This is a genomic window from Providencia sp. UF-183 (genome assembly GCF_058246155.1).
The window spans coordinates 43,525-62,366 of sequence record NZ_JBSICD010000014.1; the positions used below are offsets into that span (position 1 = coordinate 43,525).

An 18,842-nucleotide genomic window follows, 5' to 3' on the forward strand; every position below is an offset into this window, starting at 1 on the left:
ATCATAAACAATCAGTTGCGAAGATATAAGCACACAGAATTGTCGCTATCTTCGGAGTAAAAACCCAATGCCAAAGGACAATAAAACACTACAAGTCATCGTCTGTACGGAGGGTGGAACGCTTAACGGCTTTGCTGTATCGCGTGACCAAATCCAGCAGATGGCGGACAACTACAGCCCGCAACTTTATGCTGCACGAATTAACTTAGAACACATCACCAGTATTTTCCCTGATAGCCAATGGCGCCATTTTTCCATGGTCGATTCCGTTCGTGCTGTTGAATTGGAAGATGGGCCATTAAAAGGAAAATTAGCCTTAGAAATTACCGCGACCATTGATCCCGTAAAAGACGCTGGATTATTAGCGCTTAATCAAAGTGGTCAAAAAATCTTTTCCAGTATCGAATTTTTACCGGATTGCCCGAATGATGCCGCAAAAGGGGCTTATCTGACCGGTGTTGCGTTAACAGACACACCGGCGGCATTTGGTACGCAAGTTATCAAACTGAGTAACCGCGAACGTGGCTTACCAGATGATGCAAACAACACGTATACGGCATCCCTGGAAACCGTTGTAAAGCTAACGGCGGCGGCAGTGAAAGATAAAGCTGATAAGCAATCATTATCAGAGCAATTCTTGGATGGGATAAAGAAAGTATTAGGTATTCAGCGTGATACGGCATCACAAGAAATTTCCGCGCTTAGAGAGGGGATTAACCTCACGGCAACAACGTGTGCCAATGCGTTAAAAGAGGTGGAAGCTCTCACGGCGAAAAATGAAACTCAAGCGGGTGATATCAGCAAGCTTACGCAAGAGCTGGAAGCCCTGAAAACGCAGCTGAGTAATTCTGATGCGGGCGGTGAACAACGTCAACTTTCCACCGGTAACGGCGGGTTTGTTCAGTCTGAGTATTAATTAAACCCGACTATTAAGGAATGGCCTCAATGTCATATACACCACAAGTACAAAAGGCGTTTTTATCCTATTTGGATAACCAAGCGCGTCTAAATAACACCGTCAGAACTGATGATAAGCTGCAGTTTTCGGTTGATCCGTCTGTCCAGCAAAAAATTGAAAAAGCGGTGATGGAGAATCATCCATTTCTAAAAGAAATCAACTCGTTCGGTGTCACCGAGCAAAAAGGCGAAACGATTCTAATCGCTGTAAATAAGCCTATTGCGGGTCGCAACACTTCGACAACTGATCGCCGTGAACCACAGTCAGTACATGATTTAACTACAAATCGATATTCATGTGAGCAAACCAACTTTGACACCATGATTTCTTATACGCAGTTAGATGCCTGGGCGGGTCATCCTGAGTTTCAGAATTTGATTAATCAGCAAATTTTACAGCGTGAAGCCTTAGACCGCTTGATGATTGGTTTTAACGGTGAGAAATGTGCGCTGAAATCTGACCGTGACACCTACCCATTACTGCAAGATGTCAATATCGGTTGGCTGCAATTAATGCGTGAACGTGCGCCGCAACGTGTGATGAAAGGTATCACCCTGACTTCTCGTGATGAGGACGGAAAAATCATCACTAAAGGGCAATATGCCAATATTGATGCGCTCGTTTTCGATGCTGCGAATAGCTTGCTTGATCCGTGGCACAGACAAGCCGTGGGGCTTGTTGCAATTGTCGGTCGCCAACTGGTCACACAGAAAAACTTCAAAGTTATCAATCAGCACAGCCAGCAAAATCCAAATATGGAACTGCTCGCTGGTAATGAGTTGTTAAATCTAAGTGCTTTAGGTGGCATTCCTACGGTTCAAGTGCCTTACATGCCTGATGGTGCAGTGTTTATCACCACCATGAAAAACCTGTCGTTGTACTGGCAGAAAGGAAAGTTAACCCGCTTTATCAAAAATGAACCGGAATATAACCGTATTGCAACTTATGCACAAAGCAATGACGGCTATGCGGTTGAAGATTACGGCTTAGGTTGTCTGATTGAAGACATTACCTTTGCTGGTGCTAACAGCGGCGAGTAACAGTAAGACCACCGGTGTCATTGTGGCACCGGTATTTTTCACGGGGAACATGCAATGGAACAACTTACACCGGCGCAAAAACATTGGCGCCAAGTTATGGCAGAACGCCGAGGCGATGAACATACAGCCGAAGATATGACGGCATACGAACAAATTTTACACCGTTTACGTCACGACCAAACACGGCTTAGCAATATTCAAGGTACGGAATTTAAAGTTGAGTATAAAAAAACAATACTTGAACAGTATGAGCCTTGGATTGACGGCGTGTTATCGGCTAACACAGGGCAATCAGACGAAGTATTTACAACGCTCCTAGTCTGGCAAATTGATTGTGAAAATTATGACCGTGCGCTTGATATGGCTGACTACGTTCTCGCCTATAACTTGCCGTTGCCAGAACGTTATAACCGCACGCCGGCAACGATGGTGATTGATGAAATTTGTGATAGATCGCTGACGCTATTTGCGGCGGGTGTTGATAAAGAAAAATTAATTTCTATCAATGTATTAGAGCGTTTAAATGGCCTGACTAAATCATACGATGTGCCTAATGAAGTTCGTGCAAAACTCTATAAATCATTGGCTTATACATTGCGTTTAAATGATGACATTAACGACAAGTCACGCGCGGTTGAGCTGATGCAAAGCGCAGTGTTACTGCATGAAAAAGTGGGTGTTAAGCGTGATATTGAATTACTGCAGCGAGAAATCAAAAAAGCCACAGTAAAACAAGATGATGCTCCACCACAAGAGCCTGTCATTGCCGAAAAGCCTGAGCCTAAAAAGGCGGCAGTGAAGAAAGCCACCACGAAAAAGACAACAACGACACGGAAAAAAGCCGCGTCTTAACCGAATGCACCCCCGTGTGCCACGGCGGCACGATGAAACAGGGTAAATAACGTTGTTTCATCGTCCACCGCCGTTTTTTATTGAGGTGACCCAATGAACGGGCTAGTTGCGAAGAAAACCATTGCGCCAACGGATGAAACCATCGATATCAATGACCAGGGCGAAACGGTTAAAAGTATCCCTTTTTACCCTGAGATTAAGCTTTCGGATCTACGCTGGGCGATGCGTATCAATGGCACAGTCACAACCGCCAGGCTAAAACATGCCGCCACGAATTCGGTTATCTATGTCAATAATTTATTAAGTCACTGGCAAACTAAGCAAACAGTTGATGCATTGGAAAAAATACCGTCACCGCCCGTGAATAACGAAACCAATCATACCTTTTTGTATCGTCATGCGGTGTACAGCTACACAAAAGCATACTTGATTGAAAATTATCGTGATATTGACACAACGCGCGATGGTGAAAAGCACGCCGAGGCGTTGAGCACTCAAATTGATGATTTAAAACGTGATACCCAAAATGCAATCCGTGATTTGACCGGAGAGAAACGCATGATTGCGGAGTTAGCATAATGAAAGTTCAGGCACATCAAGGCGATACCGTAGATTTGTTGTGTTTTCGCTATTACGGGCGCACGCATGGTGTTGTAGAGCAGGTTTTAGAAACTAACCCTGGATTGTGTCTGACAACCGAATTAAACGCGGGTCAATGGGTGGATATGCCCGATATTACCGAGCCTAAACAGAAAGACATTATTCAATTGTGGGATTAGGGATGGACGAACTTTACAGCGAACTTCATAGCAAGCTTACTTATTTTTTCGCCACCGTTGGCGCGTTCTTTTCTGGTTTCACACTTTATGAAGTTGGCTTTCTATTTGGGCTTATTGTCAGTGTTGTTTTGGGCGTTCTGAATTATTTGCTTAATCGCCGTTCACAGCAAAAAAGGACGGAAATATGGGCCGATTATGTGAACACCTTAAAAAAACAAAGTGAATTAGGTAATGCCTCCGAGTCAGTGAAAGACTTTATTACCGCACCTAAACAGGATTTGTAATGCGACAAAATAACGTGAACTTATTCAGTAAAGCCATGATTGGCTTGTTATTAGGTGGAGCTGGTGCAACAGCAATCCTTGACCAATTCCTTGATGAAAAAGAAGGGAACTTGCTGACGTCTTACCAAGATGCGGGTGGTGTTTGGACAATATGCCGAGGCGTTACACGAATAGATAGTAAACCCGTACAAAAAGGCATGACGATGACCGATGAGCAGTGTGCCAAAGTTAACCGTATTGAAGCTGAAAAGGCGGTTAACTGGGTGTTGCGTAATGTCAAAGTGCCATTAACAGACGCGCAAGTCGCCGGTATTGCCAGTTTCTGCCCCTACAATATCGGTCCTGGTAAATGCTTTACTTCGACATTTTATAAAAAGCTTAATAGCGGCGATAAAAAAGGCGCTTGCCAAGAAATTAAACGTTGGATTTTTGATGGAGGTAAAGATTGCCGCCAAACAAAAGGCCAGAAAAACGGCTGTTACGGGCAAGTATTACGCCGGGAGCAAGAGTCAGCGCTAGCGTGTTGGGGGCTTGATGATGAATAAAAGCGGCCTTTCAACGTACCTCATTATTGGGCTGGCCTTGTTGGTGATCGTAGGTAAATGGCATTACGACAAAAAGATAGCGGTACAAACGGCAATGCATGAAACAACCATTACCGCGATAGCCCTTGAAGCAAAGATGCACAGTGATGCGGTGATTGAGCGTATGAAGTCAGCACAACGTACCGCCGCTGAATTAGATGCGGAATATTCAGGAAAACTTAAGCATGAACTTAATGAAAATGATCGCCTTCGTCGTTCCCTGGCTAATGGTGATAAGTGGTTGCGGTTCGCCAAAGCCGACCTTGCTACCTGTAAGTTGTCAGCAAGTCGAAATACCGGCAGCGGCAGCGTGGGCGATGGAACCGAAATCCGATTCTCTGCAGAAGCTGGACAGCTTATTTACGATATCCGAGCCGGCATTATCAGTGACCAAGCCAAACTAGATTATTGGCAAGCCAGGGCGATAAAGCTTGAAAAACAATGCAGGTTATTGCCATGAAGAAAGCACTTTGCGTTATCGGTATCATTTTATATTTGTGCGTTTTTTGGGGATTTAGTTTTTATATTTCCATCGATAGCACATGCAAGATTGACAAGCCGAGCTTAGAGAAACGTTGTGTTCGTGCCATTGAGCATTATCGGGGGCAGTGATGTTAAAGCCGAAATTATTAAGGGAGTTTATCGCAAAAAGTGATCCCTTTTTTCAGCAAAGTGTCGAAGCGCTTGAAGTCTATGTGACTGAGGGGCAAGTCATTGCCACCGGAACGGCGAGCAATTCATTTTTGTATCGTTACAAATTGAATGTATTAGCAATGGACTACCCGAACCCTTTGGATAATTTAGCGTTGGCAGTAATGAAGTGGGTTCGTGAACAGCAGCCTGATTTGATATTCAACCCTGAAAAACGCGAAGCTGGTATTCGCTTTGATGCCGATATTTTAGACAACGATACCGCTGACATTTTGATTGTTTTGCAAGTGACTGAACGTGTCACCGTTGACAGTTCCAGCGGTAAAGATGTGATCACGCACTTACCAGAACCGAAATTTCAACCTAAATAATGCGGGGGTAAATCGTGAGTAATGAAAATTCACTGTTTGCACAGCTAGATGATGAATTATCACGGTTGCTTTCAACAACAAGCCCTGCTTATCGTCGCCGGTTATCTGCCAGGCTGGCAAAAGCGATTAGAACAGACCAACAAAAACGTATTCGCAGTCAAAAAAATCCTGATGGATCAGCGTACCAGGCAAGAAAAACAAAAGTGCTTCGGTCAAAGCAAAGTGTTGAGTTTTTATATAAAGGCGAGGTTCGCCGGTTGCGTAGTTGGCGCAGTACGAAAGGTCGTAATGGTCGGATGATAACGGGATTTGATGAGGAGCGCGGCGCGCTAAGGTCATTCTACCGTAGTGATATTGACCGATTTTTAGCGATTAATTTATCAGAAACACGGCGTAGCACTAAGCGACCTGATCCCATGTTTCAACGGTTACGCACCGCCAGATTTTTACGGATGCAATCAACGCCAGCCGCTGCCGTTGTTGGTTTTCAAGGTCGTGCTGCGGCGATTGCAAGGCAGCACCAATACGGGCTTAACGGAACGATTAACGAACTGGCAAAAACGCAGTATCCACAGCGTGAATTATTAGGGTTATCACCTCATGAACGAATTGGATTACTGGAAATCATTTACCACGATTTAATGAGTGCAAAATGAACGTTACTGAACTTGAGCGCCTAATTTCAAATATTTTGCGGGTCGGAATTGTTGAAGAAATCGACTTAAAGGGAAAAGTGTGTCGCGTAAGGACAGGCGAAAATTTTACCGATTGGATCATGTTTGGTGCAGACCGTGCCGGTGCGGGTCGTTCTTGGTGGGCGCCAAGTGTTGGCGAGCAAGTGTTGATTGGTGCGATTGGTGGTGAACTAAGTACCGCGTTTATTTTGTGCTCGTTGTATAGCTTTACTCATGATGCGCCAAGCCATTCAGCAGAGGCCATGCACAAGACGTTTAGTGATGGTGCCGTGATTGAATATGAGCCAGCCACGGGGCAATTATCAGTGACCGGTATTAAAAAAGCTGTCGTTAATGCCAGTGATGCCATTGACGCAACGGCGCCAACCGTCACGGTTAATGCGAGCAGTCAAATTAATTTCAATACGCCAAAAGTTGTGTGCTCAAACAATCTAACTTGTGCCACGTTGAATGTTGAAAAAGGCGGTGAAATGACCGGTAACTTTAATCATAAAAACGGCAGCATTAAATCGAATGGCATCACTTTGCATGATCATAAACATGGTGGTGTTGAGCGCGGCGGCAGTCAAACGGATGGCCCTCAATGATGTATAGCGGATTTGACAGAAACACCGGGCGGAAAATTAATGATGATGCGCATATTTGCCAAAGCATTAATGACATTTTGATTACTCCAATTGGTTCGCGAGTGATGCGCCGTGAATATGGTTCACTTTTGATGGAATTGATTGACCAAGCTGATAACAAGCCACTGCGATTAAAAATAATGAGTGCCTGCTATATGGCGTTATTACGTTGGGAGCCTCGTGTAAGTTTGCAAAAAATCGAGGTGAAACAAAACGATAAGGGCGTTACAACGCTTTACCTGCAGTGCATGAAAAATGACGGTCAACCTTTAGCAACAACAATCCCCGTGAGGTAAGCCATGCCAACGATTGACTTAAGTTTATTACCGCCGCCGGATGTTGTGGAATCGCTTGATTTTGATATTTTATTTGCAGAGCACAAGGCGGCATTGATTGAAGCTACGCCAGAAGAACAGCGAGCCGCTATTGCGCGAACATTAGAATTAGAGTCTGAGCCGCTAGTTAAGCTATTACAAGTTAACTGTTACCGTGAGTTACTTTTGAGACAACGTGTGAATGAGGCGGCAAGGGCTTCAATGGTCGCGTTTGCAACAGGGGCAGACCTTGATCAGTTAGCCGCCAATAATGGCGTTAAGCGCTTGGTGCTATTTGCCGGTGATGAAACTGCTATTCCACCTATTCCGCCAGTGTATGAATCTGATTCTGATCTCCGCGTGCGTATACCTGGTGCATTTGAAGCGTTAAGTGTCGCTGGCCCTATTGGCAGTTATGAATATCATGCCCGTAGCGCTGATGGTCGTATCGCCGACGCATCCGTGATTAGCCCAAAGCCGGCTTATGTCACTGTTACGGTGTTATCCCGTGAGGGGAACGGCACCGCACCGGTTGATTTGATTGAAAAAGTGAATGTGGCTTTAAACGATGAAGATGTTAGGCCAGTGGCTGATCGGGTCACAGTGCAATCCGCAAAAATAGTGAATTATGAAATTGAAGCGATGATTTATTGCTATCCAGCGCCTGAATATGAACCCATCACCGAAGCGGCAGAGGCACAATTAAAGCGCTATACCACACAACAACACCGGTTAGGCCGTGACATTGTGTTGAGTGCCATTTATGCGGCCTTGCACGTTCAAGGTGTTCAGCGGGTCGAAATTAAAAAGCCGGCTGCAGATATCAAATTGGATAAAACGCAGGCCAGTTACTGCACCAATATTAATGTGATGCTAGGGGGATCTGATGAGTAGCCAATTGTTGCCTGTTGGTTCATCAAAGCTAGAAATTGCAGCGGCAGAGGCTTGCGCTCAGCTTGAAAAAGTCCCTGTGCCTATTCGTGAATTGTGGAACCCTGATCTATGCCCTGTACATTTACTTCCCTATTTAGCCTGGGCGTTCAGTGTTGACCGTTGGGATAAAAACTGGACTGAAAAAGCCAAGCGTGACGCAATTAAATCCGCGATGTTTATTCATAAACACAAGGGCACGATAGGGGCATTACGCCGTGTGGTCGAGCCGTTGGGCTATTTAATTCGTGTTGTTGAATGGTGGAAAACCAACGAGACACCAGGCACGTTTCGCCTTGATATCGGGGTACTTGAAACGGGTATTACCGAGGAAATGTATCAAGAGTTAGAAGCGCTTATTTTTGATGCTAAACCCGCGAGCCGTCACTTAGTCGGGCTCACTATTCAACTTGAAACACGCGGTAAGTTTTATTGTGCGGCTTCTAGCTATGCCGGTGACTCACTCACTGTTTATGCCTATACACCGCCTTTGATTTCTGTATCTGGCCTTGATGTTCAAGGTGCTGCAGTACACCTGATTGACGAAATGAGGATTAACCCATTATGAAATATTTTGCATTACTGACTAAGTTGGGTGAAAACCTGCTCGCCCAGGCAACCGCACTGGGTACAAAGATTGAATTGACCCAAATGGCGGTGGGCGATGGTGGCGGGAGTTTACCAACGCCAGATACCAATCAAACTAAGCTGATTGCCGAAAAACGCCGCGCTGCAATTAATACATTGTTTATTGATGATAAAAACAAAAATCAAATTATTGCTGAACAAATTATTCCGGAACAAGAGGGTGGTTGGTGGATACGTGAAATCGGCTTGTTTGATAAAGCGGGTAATTTAATTGCTGTGGCAAACTGCCCTGAAACGTATAAGCCACAGCTTGCCGAGGGTTCAGGCCGTACGCAATCAATTCGAATGGTGTTAATAGTCAGTCATACTGAATCGGTAACACTAAAAATTGACCCATCAGTCGTACTGGCAACCCGCGAGTATGTGAATACTGAAATTACGGTACTAGATAAAAAAATTGATGCTCTATCAGCGCAAACCAAACTTGATTTAAATAAAAAATTCGATAAAGCGAATATTTCAGGCCAGAAAGGCAACGATAACGACAAAGTCCCTAGCTTGGGTTTATTCACCACAGAAACCGGAAAGTTACAGCCTAAAGGGGATTACGCGACTAAGGATGAGGTAAATAAGAAGCTTGATACATCAGGCGGAGCAGTAACAGGGCCATTGAATGTTCAACGCTTAGAGTCGAACAGGTTAAGCGGTGCCAACAAGCAAATTATGAGTGCCAGTACAAATGCCGTTTATGTGGGAAACCCGACTGATGTTAGTGAAATTAGACTGCAAACAAATAATGGGAATGTTCGGGTTGATATAGGGTCAGCAAGCTATTCTGCCTATCATGAAGCAAATGTGAGAAAAGACCCTAAGGGATATCTCTGCGGATTATCATCGAATGGAGAGGTTCTACTCGTTGGTGAAAATGGGATAGGCACCGAAGTTACATTTAAAAACGTCCCTAGAGATTCAGAGGGTTGGCCTTTTGGTAGTGTTGGAGGTGGTCAGATGCTATCTCCACCAAATTCAGCAGCATTCCAAGCTGTGCTGTGCTGGACGAAAGGAGGCACCTTTCGTTTATCGGGGCGAACATCAAACGCCAGTGGTGCCCCTGGTGATTTTGTTGAGTTTTACTCAACTGGAAATACCAAAATAGATAGAAATGGATATATCCGCACATCAAATACAACGGAAGATATGCAAAGTGTGCCTATTGGCGCATCTGTTATCTGGAATTCATCAGCACCAATCCCTAGTAATTTTTGGCCTAATGAGGGACGTTCATTTTCCGCGGCAGAATACCCTGAGCTTGCAAAAGTATTTACAAATTTAAAGGTTCCAGATGACCGCGGGTATGGTATTCGTGTCGCGGATAATGGTAAAGGGATTGATACGGGGCGAACCGTTGGCACCTATCAAGAGGATGCCGTGCAATCTGTGACAGGGTCAGTCAGAAACTTAGCGGCAACCAGTGCTGATTATCAATATGCAGGTGCATTTTTTGGGTCAGATAAGGGAGGTATTGAATATGCCTCTGGATCATCAGGACAGCGATTTAGAACATTAGAGTTCGATATTGGCCGTGTTGCAAGAACAGCAAATGAAACACGTATGAAAAACGTGGCAAAAATTTTAATAACGAGAGTGAAATAATGAAATATTCAACTGAAATTCAAAAGGCACAATTGGACGAACAAGGTTTAGCTATCATTGCTGGCTGGGTGGAAGTCTATCTATGCGATTCAATGACTCGTGAATATGTTCGCGCATCATTGGATAATGTTCCCTTTGGTGGTTCAGTAGTTGCTGATGCTTACACCGATAAGCCAGAAATTCCGACTAAATCAGGCATTGCAATTATTCGTAGTGAAGATGAGAAAACATGGCTTCATGTTGCTGACTATCGTGGTAAAACTGCGTATGGCACGGAAACGCGTCAGCCTATTGTAATTAATTTTATCGGTGAACTGCCGACAAATTTAACCTTGCTAGAGCCAAAAACCGAGTTTGATAAGTGGAATGGTAAAAAATGGGTAACGGATATAGAAGCGCAAAAAGCTGCATACGTTACCGAGGCTGATAGTGAAAAGGCTAAGCGCTTAGAGGAGGCAGAGAAAAATATATCAATGCTTGAGCGCAAGGTGCGCTTAGGTATGGCAACTGATGATGAAAAAGAGTTACTAAGCCAATGGGAAATATATAGCATTAATGTGACTGATATTAACACATCAACAGCGCCAGATATCGATTGGCCTATTAAACCCGAATAAAAAAAGGGGCGTTTCGCCCCTTAACTATTTATAAACTAAAGTGAAAGTATATCGTTTAAATCCATGCCAGCTAGTTTCTCTCTCGAATCCTCATTTACCCTGGTCAACGTAATCGTAAATTCGATTCGTTTGGCTTTACCGTCACCAAAAAATAACGTTCTGCCCTCGCTCATACTATCCATGACATACATACCATAAATTAAGCCAGTGCCTTCAATTAGTGGATAAGGGCGCCCGCGATAAGCGGAAGTGCGTAATAGTTCCAGGGAAATATCCCCGCCGGTCACTTCGGGAACCAACACGCCAGTTAATGTGATCTTATCTTCACCGGCGCCAATGTATTGATACGATGCCGAACGACCAATCAGGTCATTTTTGGCATAACGCCAGTTCATTGAGCGTTGTAAGTTTTGATAAGGTATGGTTTCCAACATAAAAACAAACATACCAAAAATCATCATCATAGTGATTATCCTATATCGGTTAACAGAGAACGCCGGCGCGTATCGGTTTCGCGTTTAAGTTTTTCCAGTTCCTGGCGAACAATGGAGGCGATACTTTTTGCGTCTTTCATATCAACACCGTGAAAATGCAATTCGTACTTATTTCCCTCTTGCTTGATATCTTGCTTAACAGGGCGTTGCATTTCCATTTTAGCCGGTGCAACGTCAGAGGCTGCGAGCACATTAGGCACTGAAACCCCGCGTACAGTTGGGTCTTGGTAAAGTCCATCCACCGCTTTAATGGCAGGAAAGTTTTTGAAAACAATTTCACCAAGTTTATTCGGGTCCCGTATTTCTTTATCGGGTGTGGAGATACCGCCACCACTAGAACCTTTATTTTTGGCTTCGCCTGGGTTGTAAACATCCGTTCCAAATTCAGGTACTTTGACTTTTGGTGGTGTGATGTTGCCACTTTCGACATTTTCATTGTGCTTCGCGGTCTCTTGGTTGGTTTTGGCTTGTTCCTGGTTTCCAGCTTTGATAACGGCGGCAATCCCTTGAAGTGGTGAACTGAATGAATCCATGACCGCTTTGGTTTCGGCTGTCAGTTCAACCGGCTTCATTTTATTAATTTGGTTTACCGTATCACTGGCAACCTGTGGCGCCATGCCTAGCGCTTCAAGTATCCAGTTAATCCCTTTGGCAACCATCGTTATTGGTGTCATCAATGCCGAAATAGCGAATCCGACAGCCTCGCCAAACGTTTTACCCGCCTCGGTACAATCTTTTAATGCTTCGTCAGAGGCTTTAATAGGGGCAAATAATTCAGTTAACCATTGCCACACTTTCTTAACGGCTGACCAAATTGCATCAAAAATAGGGGCAACGGCTGAAAATGCACCACTGAATGCCTCACGTATTGGTGCAAGGCCAATCATAAGACCATCAAAGAAACCACTAAAGAAAGCCTTGATGTGATCCCAATACTTATAAATTGTGAGGGCGGCAATTACCAGGGTGGTAACAACTAAGCCAATTGGGCCAAACATTGTTGTTAGTGCCACACGAGCAATAGAACTGCCGACTTTTATCACATTGAAGAAATTAGAGAATGCGCCTTGAGCCCCAAGTAAACCTTGACCACCAGTTAACAGTGTGAGGCTTAAACGCAAGGCCGCAAAGGGTAGCATTACCGCAGCAGCGCCAATTGCCAAAGTTCCTAATGCTGCAGTCAGACCAGCAATGATGAGTCCGGTTTTTATCAACATAGACGTTAATTGCGGGTGCGCTTGCATCCACTTGCCAATACTGGCGACAGCGTTGGTTATGCCTTGAGTCAAGCTACGTAGCGGGGAATCAACGCTTTCTTGCATTTGAATGCCGAGATCTTCCCAGGCTGATTCCAGTTGTTTCAAGTCACCTTTTAAGTTATCAATTTTTATTTTTGCATTTTTATCGGCTTCGCCAAGTGCGCCTTGGTTGGCTTTGAGAAGTTCGTCATATCGCCCGCTGAGAGTGGCATCAATGACGGCCCCCATACCCACCATGGCTTCTTCACCGAAAATGTCTTTTTTAATGCGGATCTGGCTAGCCTGGTCATATTTCCGTAGCGCCTTACCCACATCTTTTAAAATATCGCCGGTATCACGTAATTTACCGTTGGCATCCTTTACAGAAACGCCTAGGGCACTCATAGCGGCTTGCCCTTTGCCTAATGGGGCTACGAGTCGAGATAAGCCCGCTCGCATGGATGTACCCGCCATAGAGCCACGAATACCGTTATCTGCCATTGTGCCCGCCATTGCTGCCATGCTTTCAAGGCTAACGCCAAGTTGTGCAGCAACGGGGCCAGCATACGTCATCGTTTCGCCGAGCATTCGTAAGTCAGTATTGCTTCGGGTGAATGTGGCGGTAAGTACGTCTGATACACGGTTCATTTGGTCTGCATCAAGCTTGAACTGAGTCAGAACGTTAGAGCCAATGTCTGAGGCTTCACCGAGATCCATATCGCCGGCTAAGCCCATATTTAAAACACCAGGCAAAGCGGATTTAATGGCGTCGGGTGTAAAACCCGCCATTGCTAAAAACTTTTGACCGGAGGCAACATCTGTTGATGTATAAGCTGTACTTGCGCCAAGTTCACGCGCTTGTTGGCGTAACATCGCCAGTTGAGGCGAATTTTTATCTAGTCGGGTGAGGGCTTGAACACCTGACATACCCTCGTCAAAATCACGACCAGGTGCCATGACGCGCGAGGCTGCATAAAGAGCACCGCCACCAGTAGCAACCGCAGTTGCACCGCCCATTGCTAACTTATTACGGGTTTCTTTGGCTTTTTGATACTGAGATTGTGCGCGGGTAACGGATGCCAGCCGTTGCCGCTGCATGTCAAGTTGCCGGTTATACGCTTCGGTACGTCGTGTGATTTGGGCGGTAGCGTTATCGCTATTTCGAATAGAAATACCGTGCCGATATAGCTGCGCAGCAGCCGATTGTAATTTTCGTTTTTCACTATCCAGTGAACGGCCTAGACGGTCACGGGCAAGTCTCGCTTGATCCAGTGCGCGTTTTTGTTCTTCGGTGCGTTGATTTAATGCGGGGTAACTATCACGTAGTGCCTTAACTTTCGTTTTTGCTTCTTCATACGCCGTATTGTTGCGTTTAACTGACTGTGAGAGACGGTCAAATGTGCCGGCTTGGCTTGCCAGGTTTCGAATACTGTTTTGTGTGGCTCTGATTTGAGAAGCAAAACCGGCAGCACTGCGTTGTGCAGCACTAACCGGTGATGTAAGACGATTTACGGCGCTGAGAGATACCCGAATGTTGAGATTGCGATCTGTCATTCGTTTTGTCCTATGCGAGCCGCCGCGAGCCTATGCCACTTTATCAATTCTGAAATTGTCATTTCATCAAAAGAGGCGGGAGGCCAATGAAACACCATCGCAATATCGGCGATGATGTCATCAATATCGATTGCGGGTATTTCGGGGATTAGTTTTCCTGTGCGTCCGTCTCGTCGAGTGGGGCACTCGGCGCTAAAAAAGTTGCGACCTCATTGGCTAATTGAGCAAAACAATCAATTGGCATTGAGGCAATATCTTGTTCCGTGAGGCGAGGTTGAGTGACGCGAGGTAACAGCGTGATCAGTGAGTTAACATCACCTGTGGCAACTTCCCACAATTTTAAACCACGCAACGCACCAGCTTGTCGCATCGTATCGGTGATGGTCACTTCTTCAATTTCGCGACCACCTTGGATTTTTACAGGGGTATTAAATTTAACAATAGACATTATTTACTCTCCAACAAAAAAGGGGATTAGCGCCACACAGTGACGCTATTAAAAATTAGTGACCAATATTGGCGCGGTGCTCGGCAAGGCGATCAGTACCGCCGACAATCCATTTCATATTGAGCAAATCAATCTCAATAAGCGTTTCACCATCTGCCGTGATCTTGCAGTAGGTGTTTTTCAGCGTGTACTTATGCTGAGTGTTATCACCTGCTTTCGCAGTTCCCTGGTCAAGTTCGTTGAAGCGTCCGCGGGTTTGAAGTTCATAGGCTGTAGTTTCACCCGTTGAATCATCATAGTAAGAGCCAGCGAAACGGAACTGTGTACCGTCAATGGTGCCGCCCCAATCTTTGATGAGTTCAATATTCAGCCCACCCATCGTGATATCCATATCTAACGCGCCAGCTTCAAAACCGAATTGCGGTGCAACGGCGCCGAGCATTCCCCCACCTTGGTAATCTTCCGTTTTTAACGTAAGTTTCGGGGGCGTGACCTCTTCTACTTGTCCAAGGTAGGTTTGACCGTTAATGAAAAGGTCAAACATATAGAGTTTTTTAGGCATTCCCATGTGTTACGCTCCTGAGCCTAATTGGTCGAATACGGCGAAATACTCATCGGTGAAGGTCTGCTCTAATCCAAGACGCTCAAGCGGTGGTACTGGCGTGTATTTATATTTAATGATGGCGTGACCATCACGTAATTGTGTTGTTGGGTTTGCCGATGGGTCATACCAACAGTTAAAGCCCAGTAAGCGGCCTTGCGTAGTCAGTTGATCCCCTTTCTTTTGAATGCCGTCAATCACATCTTTTATCAATGATGGAGTGAGTGGCTTATCAACATAGGCAAAATGCGCCTCTGCGATCATTTCAGCTAAGATCTGCGCCGTGCGGGTATATACTTCAAAAACATAAATATCTTCATCGCACGTACGGTTGCCCCAAAAACGATAACCTTGGTACTTAATTAAGGTGGTAATGCCTTTTTCGTTAAGGTCGTTTGAGTCGGTATCTTTGTCTTGCAATGACCAATAAACATCAGCGGAGATGCCGAGAACGCCATTAACTGGCACGTTAGAAAGTGATTTATGCCAACCCTGCTCATCATCAATACGGGCACGTAGGCCAGCAGCAATTGCCGGCGCTGCAATCACTTCATTTTTACCCGTTTCAGTGTTGAACCCTAAGTAATCAGGGTAAATCACCATCACTTCACGTTGGCTAAAATCTTTGCGGTATTCTTTCGCCTCTGAAATTGTGACGCAGCCATTTGCCGAAACATAAGCAAATGCTTTGAGTTTTTCGGCAAAGATAGCCATTTGCAGTGCAACGGGTTTAGTGTCTAGCCAAGGTGCAATAAGAATACGTGGCTGTTCATCCACTTTCGCTTTTGCAGTTAACCAGGCATACATACCGGTATAACGACCATCAGCACCATTGCCGCCAATCACAAGCTGGTCTTGCGTTTTTGTTACGCCATTTTCGGGCTTCACATTGGCAGCATCGGCAACACGAACCACAACCACTTTTGGGCTGCACTGGTCAGAAATTGCTTTGAGCGTTTTATACAATGTGCCGGTTTTACCTGCTTTACCTAACACATTATTAATGCGCGTAATTAATACGGGTGTATCGAGAGGAAACAAGCTTTCATCCGCATCATCACCCGTACAGACAACACCAATTGTTGAGGTGTTTAAGTCACGAATTAATGTGGTGAGTTTTGTTGTCTCTTTGACTTCCACGCCGTGATGATAAGTCATAATTGAGCCTCACTAGAATAATATCAGTCACACTATTGTCTTAATAAAAACCTGTAAAATCATGCGGTTTGACTTGTCACATTCACACGACAAGGAAAAGCTATACCAACTCGCGCGCGCGATGTGGGAAAGTGTCGGCATACGGGGAGGTAATTATGTTTGAGCAATATTTTGATTCTGAGCTAGTGAAGCAACCAGCGTTTGATATCACGATAGGCGGTAAGCAAATACTGAGTTTAAATGATCGGTTAATTGGCCTGACGATAACCGACAATCGTGGGTTTGAAGCTGACACACTGGAAATCACCATTGATGATACTGACGGAAAAATAGAACTGCCGCCGCGCGGTGTTGAGGTCAGTATCGCAATTGGTTGGCTAAGAGAGCCATTGATACACAAAGGTATTTTTACCGTTGATGAAATCAGCCATAGTGGGGCGCCTGACCAGGTGATCATTACTGCCAGGTCTGCAGACTTTCGCCAAGAATTTAACGTTAAGCGCGAATATAGCTGGCATGATATCAAAGTCGGTAAAGTTGTGAGTGCTATCGCGGGGCGCTACAACTTAACCCCTGCAGTCAGTAAACAGTTAATTGATATTGAAATTGACCACGCAGATCAAACAAACGAGAGTGATATTAGTTTCTTATCCCGTATGGCTGAAATGGTTGGGGCCATTGCGACGATTAAAAACGGTAACTTACTGTTTATTATTCCCAATCGTGGTTTAACACAAAGCGGAACGCCCATACCCGAGGTGGTAATTAAGCGTGATGTGGGTGACAAGCACAGTTTTAGAGTCGCAGACCGTGACGCATATACCGGTGTTAAAGCTAATTGGTTAGACTTGAATTTTGGTAAAAAGCCCGCAACGAGTGTTAAGCGAAAAAAGAAAAAAACGACCACGCTGAAAAAAGAGAAAAAGGCGAAATCCAGCAGTAAAGAGGGCGAATATTTAGAAGGGGCAGAAGGTAATGTTTATGTGTTGCGCCAGACCTATAAAACCGAAGAGACCGCTAAACGGGCAGCAGCGGCAAAGTGGTTAAAGCTGCAAAGAGGCGCCGCAGAATTCAATATTACCCTAGCAAGAGGACGAGCCGATTTATACCCCGAAATGCCAGCAGCAGTTGTTGGTTTTAAAACGGTTATTGATAGCCACCGGTGGATCATTTCTCGCGTAGTGCATCAAATCAGTGATAACGGATTTCAAACACAACTAGAATTAGAATTAAAAATTGATAATGACAATATGGTAGACGGTGATAATTCAGCCAATTGATATAACGTGTTATAATTAGGCTAGGCAAACCCAAGAACCAAGGCTTTACAATGGCGTTTAATTGTCCAAAATGCGGCGCCGCATCTTACACTCGCACGAGTGAGCCAGTAACAGAAGAAACAAAACGCAGTTATCATCAGTGTCAAAATGTTTTATGTGGTTGTACGTTCACGACATTACAAAGTGTCGAACGCTATTTAACGATACCCAACCCTCAACCGTTACCAGCTGATTTTAAATTACCAGGTGATGCGTTTCCGAAAAGCCATTATGGCGAGAATCAACTTTCGTTGCTGATATAGAAATAACCCCTCAAAATGAGGGGTTACGTTTTATTGGGGGATAATTTCTAAAATATCGCCTGTAGCAATATCTACTTTTACCTTCATATTGTTTTTGACCATTGCGCCATAAGCATTTTTTCCTCTAAAGGTTGTACTGACAATGGCATAAGGTGGTTTTGCATCAAGCATTAAGCGAAACGTTGTTTCATCATGCTTATAGCTGTCGTCATCATTCATATTATTTTTGATGAGCTTTTCTAAAGGTCGGTATGACCCATCCCATTTACTAAAGTTTGAAACAAAGACATCTAAATTAACTCTATCACTGAGTGAATTAGGGTCGCGGCTAAAGTCTGCATAGCACCAGCCTAACGTTTCGTTTAGCTTTAATTCAGGTGCTTTTGTATATGAAAGCTGACTGATACAGGCATAAAACAGAGGTTTATTGGATAGAGGAAGTTGTTTGTGTTCCAAGTAGTTATTAACTATTTTTTCACGCTCTTTTTGAGTCTCATCTTTATATTCTTTAAGAGTTAGCTCCGCGTATTTGAAAGGCTTTTCTATTGGCTGGATTTGCTGTGGTTTATCTTGTTTGGTTGTTTCTGTTGTAGTGTTTTGGTGTGGGTACAACACAGAACCAAGTACAGCAGCACCAAGAAATACAGCTAAATAAATCAGAGAAGAAGTTTTTCTATTAGGCATGAAAACTAGTTTCGGTTTTATTAAACCTAAAATGAATGCGATAAATCCAAGAGAGGATATTGCAACAATGACCTTTTCCATTTGTTCACCATATGTTTTAAGTAAAATCAACATATGGTCATGCATCAAATTTGAAATAGC

Annotated in this window: 25 protein-coding genes; 18 read left to right on the forward strand and 7 right to left on the reverse strand. The window is 44.5% G+C overall.

Annotation, left to right across the window (positions count from 1 at the left end):
* Positions 1-67: 67 nt before the first annotated feature.
* The 16 genes from AC4IFT_RS13825 (at position 68) to AC4IFT_RS13900 (ending at position 10,942) form a co-directional block, all read left to right on the forward strand.
* Complete coding sequence (locus AC4IFT_RS13825) at positions 68-916, forward strand: GPO family capsid scaffolding protein (RefSeq protein WP_490751607.1); 849 nt, start codon at positions 68-70, stop codon at positions 914-916.
* 29 nt (positions 917-945) lie between these two features.
* Complete coding sequence (locus AC4IFT_RS13830; protein WP_490751608.1) at positions 946-1,998, forward strand: phage major capsid protein, P2 family; 1,053 nt, start codon at positions 946-948, stop codon at positions 1,996-1,998.
* Positions 1,999-2,052: 54 nt separating this feature from the next.
* Positions 2,053-2,850, forward strand: coding sequence for a phage terminase small subunit (gpM, locus tag AC4IFT_RS13835; protein ID WP_490751609.1), 798 nt, complete (start codon positions 2,053-2,055; stop codon positions 2,848-2,850).
* 93 nt (positions 2,851-2,943) lie between these two features.
* Positions 2,944-3,429 carry a head completion/stabilization protein gene (locus AC4IFT_RS13840; RefSeq protein ID WP_490751610.1) on the forward strand — a complete coding sequence of 162 codons (486 nt, stop codon included), beginning with the start codon at positions 2,944-2,946 and terminating at the stop codon, positions 3,427-3,429.
* A complete protein-coding gene (locus AC4IFT_RS13845) occupies positions 3,429-3,629 on the forward strand; it encodes a tail protein X (protein WP_490751611.1) in 201 nt (66 codons plus the stop codon). Before AC4IFT_RS13840 ends, AC4IFT_RS13845 begins: the two co-directional genes overlap by 1 nt.
* A gap of 2 nt (positions 3,630-3,631) precedes the next feature.
* Positions 3,632-3,913 (forward strand): hypothetical protein, encoded by a 282-nt coding sequence (locus AC4IFT_RS13850; RefSeq protein WP_206085896.1) that lies wholly within the window; start codon positions 3,632-3,634, stop codon positions 3,911-3,913.
* Positions 3,913-4,458, forward strand: coding sequence for a lysozyme (locus AC4IFT_RS13855; RefSeq protein ID WP_490751612.1), 546 nt, complete (start codon positions 3,913-3,915; stop codon positions 4,456-4,458). Before AC4IFT_RS13850 ends, AC4IFT_RS13855 begins: the two co-directional genes overlap by 1 nt.
* Positions 4,459-4,501: 43 nt before the next feature.
* Entirely contained in the window at positions 4,502-4,957 is a 456-nt protein-coding gene (locus AC4IFT_RS13860; protein WP_490751641.1) for a lysis system i-spanin subunit Rz, read from the forward strand.
* Between the two features lie 151 nt (positions 4,958-5,108).
* Positions 5,109-5,519, forward strand: a complete 411-nt coding sequence (locus tag AC4IFT_RS13865) for a phage tail protein (protein WP_490751613.1) — start codon at positions 5,109-5,111, stop codon at positions 5,517-5,519.
* Between the two features lie 14 nt (positions 5,520-5,533).
* Positions 5,534-6,175, forward strand: coding sequence for a phage virion morphogenesis protein (locus tag AC4IFT_RS13870; protein WP_272569586.1), 642 nt, complete (start codon positions 5,534-5,536; stop codon positions 6,173-6,175).
* On the forward strand, positions 6,172-6,801 hold the full coding sequence (locus tag AC4IFT_RS13875; protein WP_490751614.1) for a phage baseplate assembly protein V: 630 nt from the start codon (positions 6,172-6,174) through the stop codon (positions 6,799-6,801). Before AC4IFT_RS13870 ends, AC4IFT_RS13875 begins: the two co-directional genes overlap by 4 nt.
* Positions 6,798-7,136: a GPW/gp25 family protein gene (locus tag AC4IFT_RS13880; protein WP_490751615.1), complete on the forward strand. Its 339-nt coding sequence runs from the start codon at positions 6,798-6,800 to the stop codon at positions 7,134-7,136. Before AC4IFT_RS13875 ends, AC4IFT_RS13880 begins: the two co-directional genes overlap by 4 nt.
* 3 nt (positions 7,137-7,139) lie before the next feature.
* Positions 7,140-8,048 (forward strand): baseplate assembly protein, encoded by a 909-nt coding sequence (locus AC4IFT_RS13885; protein WP_490751616.1) that lies wholly within the window; start codon positions 7,140-7,142, stop codon positions 8,046-8,048.
* Entirely contained in the window at positions 8,041-8,652 is a 612-nt protein-coding gene (locus tag AC4IFT_RS13890) for a phage tail protein I (RefSeq protein ID WP_490751617.1), read from the forward strand. Before AC4IFT_RS13885 ends, AC4IFT_RS13890 begins: the two co-directional genes overlap by 8 nt.
* The gene (locus AC4IFT_RS13895) at positions 8,649-10,325 is read left to right on the forward strand and encodes a phage tail protein (protein WP_490751618.1); all 1,677 of its coding nucleotides are present in this window, start codon (positions 8,649-8,651) and stop codon (positions 10,323-10,325) included. Before AC4IFT_RS13890 ends, AC4IFT_RS13895 begins: the two co-directional genes overlap by 4 nt.
* Complete coding sequence (locus AC4IFT_RS13900) at positions 10,325-10,942, forward strand: tail fiber assembly protein (protein WP_490751619.1); 618 nt, start codon at positions 10,325-10,327, stop codon at positions 10,940-10,942. The genes AC4IFT_RS13895 and AC4IFT_RS13900 overlap by 1 nt, the downstream gene beginning before the upstream one ends.
* Before the next feature lie 35 nt (positions 10,943-10,977).
* Here the strand turns inward: AC4IFT_RS13900 and AC4IFT_RS13905 are convergent, their stop codons facing one another.
* Genes AC4IFT_RS13905 through AC4IFT_RS13930 form a run of 6 tightly spaced genes read right to left on the reverse strand, consistent with a single transcriptional unit; the run spans position 10,978 to position 16,435 of the window.
* A complete protein-coding gene (locus AC4IFT_RS13905; protein WP_165880252.1) occupies positions 10,978-11,406 on the reverse strand; it encodes a phage tail protein in 429 nt (142 codons plus the stop codon).
* Between the two features lie 5 nt (positions 11,407-11,411).
* Complete coding sequence (locus AC4IFT_RS13910) at positions 11,412-14,228, reverse strand: phage tail tape measure protein (protein ID WP_490751620.1); 2,817 nt, start codon at positions 14,226-14,228, stop codon at positions 11,412-11,414.
* Positions 14,225-14,377, reverse strand: coding sequence for a GpE family phage tail protein (locus AC4IFT_RS13915; RefSeq protein ID WP_336432368.1), 153 nt, complete (start codon positions 14,375-14,377; stop codon positions 14,225-14,227). The genes AC4IFT_RS13910 and AC4IFT_RS13915 overlap by 4 nt, the downstream gene beginning before the upstream one ends.
* Complete coding sequence (locus AC4IFT_RS13920; RefSeq protein WP_349484342.1) at positions 14,377-14,676, reverse strand: phage tail assembly protein; 300 nt, start codon at positions 14,674-14,676, stop codon at positions 14,377-14,379. The genes AC4IFT_RS13915 and AC4IFT_RS13920 overlap by 1 nt, the downstream gene beginning before the upstream one ends.
* A 55-nt stretch (positions 14,677-14,731) precedes the next feature.
* Entirely contained in the window at positions 14,732-15,244 is a 513-nt protein-coding gene (locus AC4IFT_RS13925; protein ID WP_210848729.1) for a phage major tail tube protein, read from the reverse strand.
* 3 nt (positions 15,245-15,247) lie between these two features.
* Positions 15,248-16,435 carry a phage tail sheath subtilisin-like domain-containing protein gene (locus AC4IFT_RS13930; protein ID WP_490751621.1) on the reverse strand — a complete coding sequence of 396 codons (1,188 nt, stop codon included), beginning with the start codon at positions 16,433-16,435 and terminating at the stop codon, positions 15,248-15,250.
* A 155-nt stretch (positions 16,436-16,590) separates the two neighbouring features.
* Here AC4IFT_RS13930 and AC4IFT_RS13935 point away from each other — a divergent pair, with 155 nt between their 5' ends.
* A complete protein-coding gene (locus AC4IFT_RS13935; protein ID WP_490751622.1) occupies positions 16,591-17,715 on the forward strand; it encodes a phage late control D family protein in 1,125 nt (374 codons plus the stop codon).
* 50 nt (positions 17,716-17,765) lie between these two features.
* A complete protein-coding gene (locus AC4IFT_RS13940) occupies positions 17,766-18,017 on the forward strand; it encodes an ogr/Delta-like zinc finger family protein (protein ID WP_112860265.1) in 252 nt (83 codons plus the stop codon).
* A 30-nt stretch (positions 18,018-18,047) separates the two neighbouring features.
* Here AC4IFT_RS13940 and AC4IFT_RS13945 read toward each other — a convergent pair whose 3' ends face one another.
* Positions 18,048-18,782 (reverse strand): hypothetical protein, encoded by a 735-nt coding sequence (locus AC4IFT_RS13945; RefSeq protein ID WP_490751623.1) that lies wholly within the window; start codon positions 18,780-18,782, stop codon positions 18,048-18,050.
* Positions 18,783-18,842 lie beyond the last annotated feature (60 nt).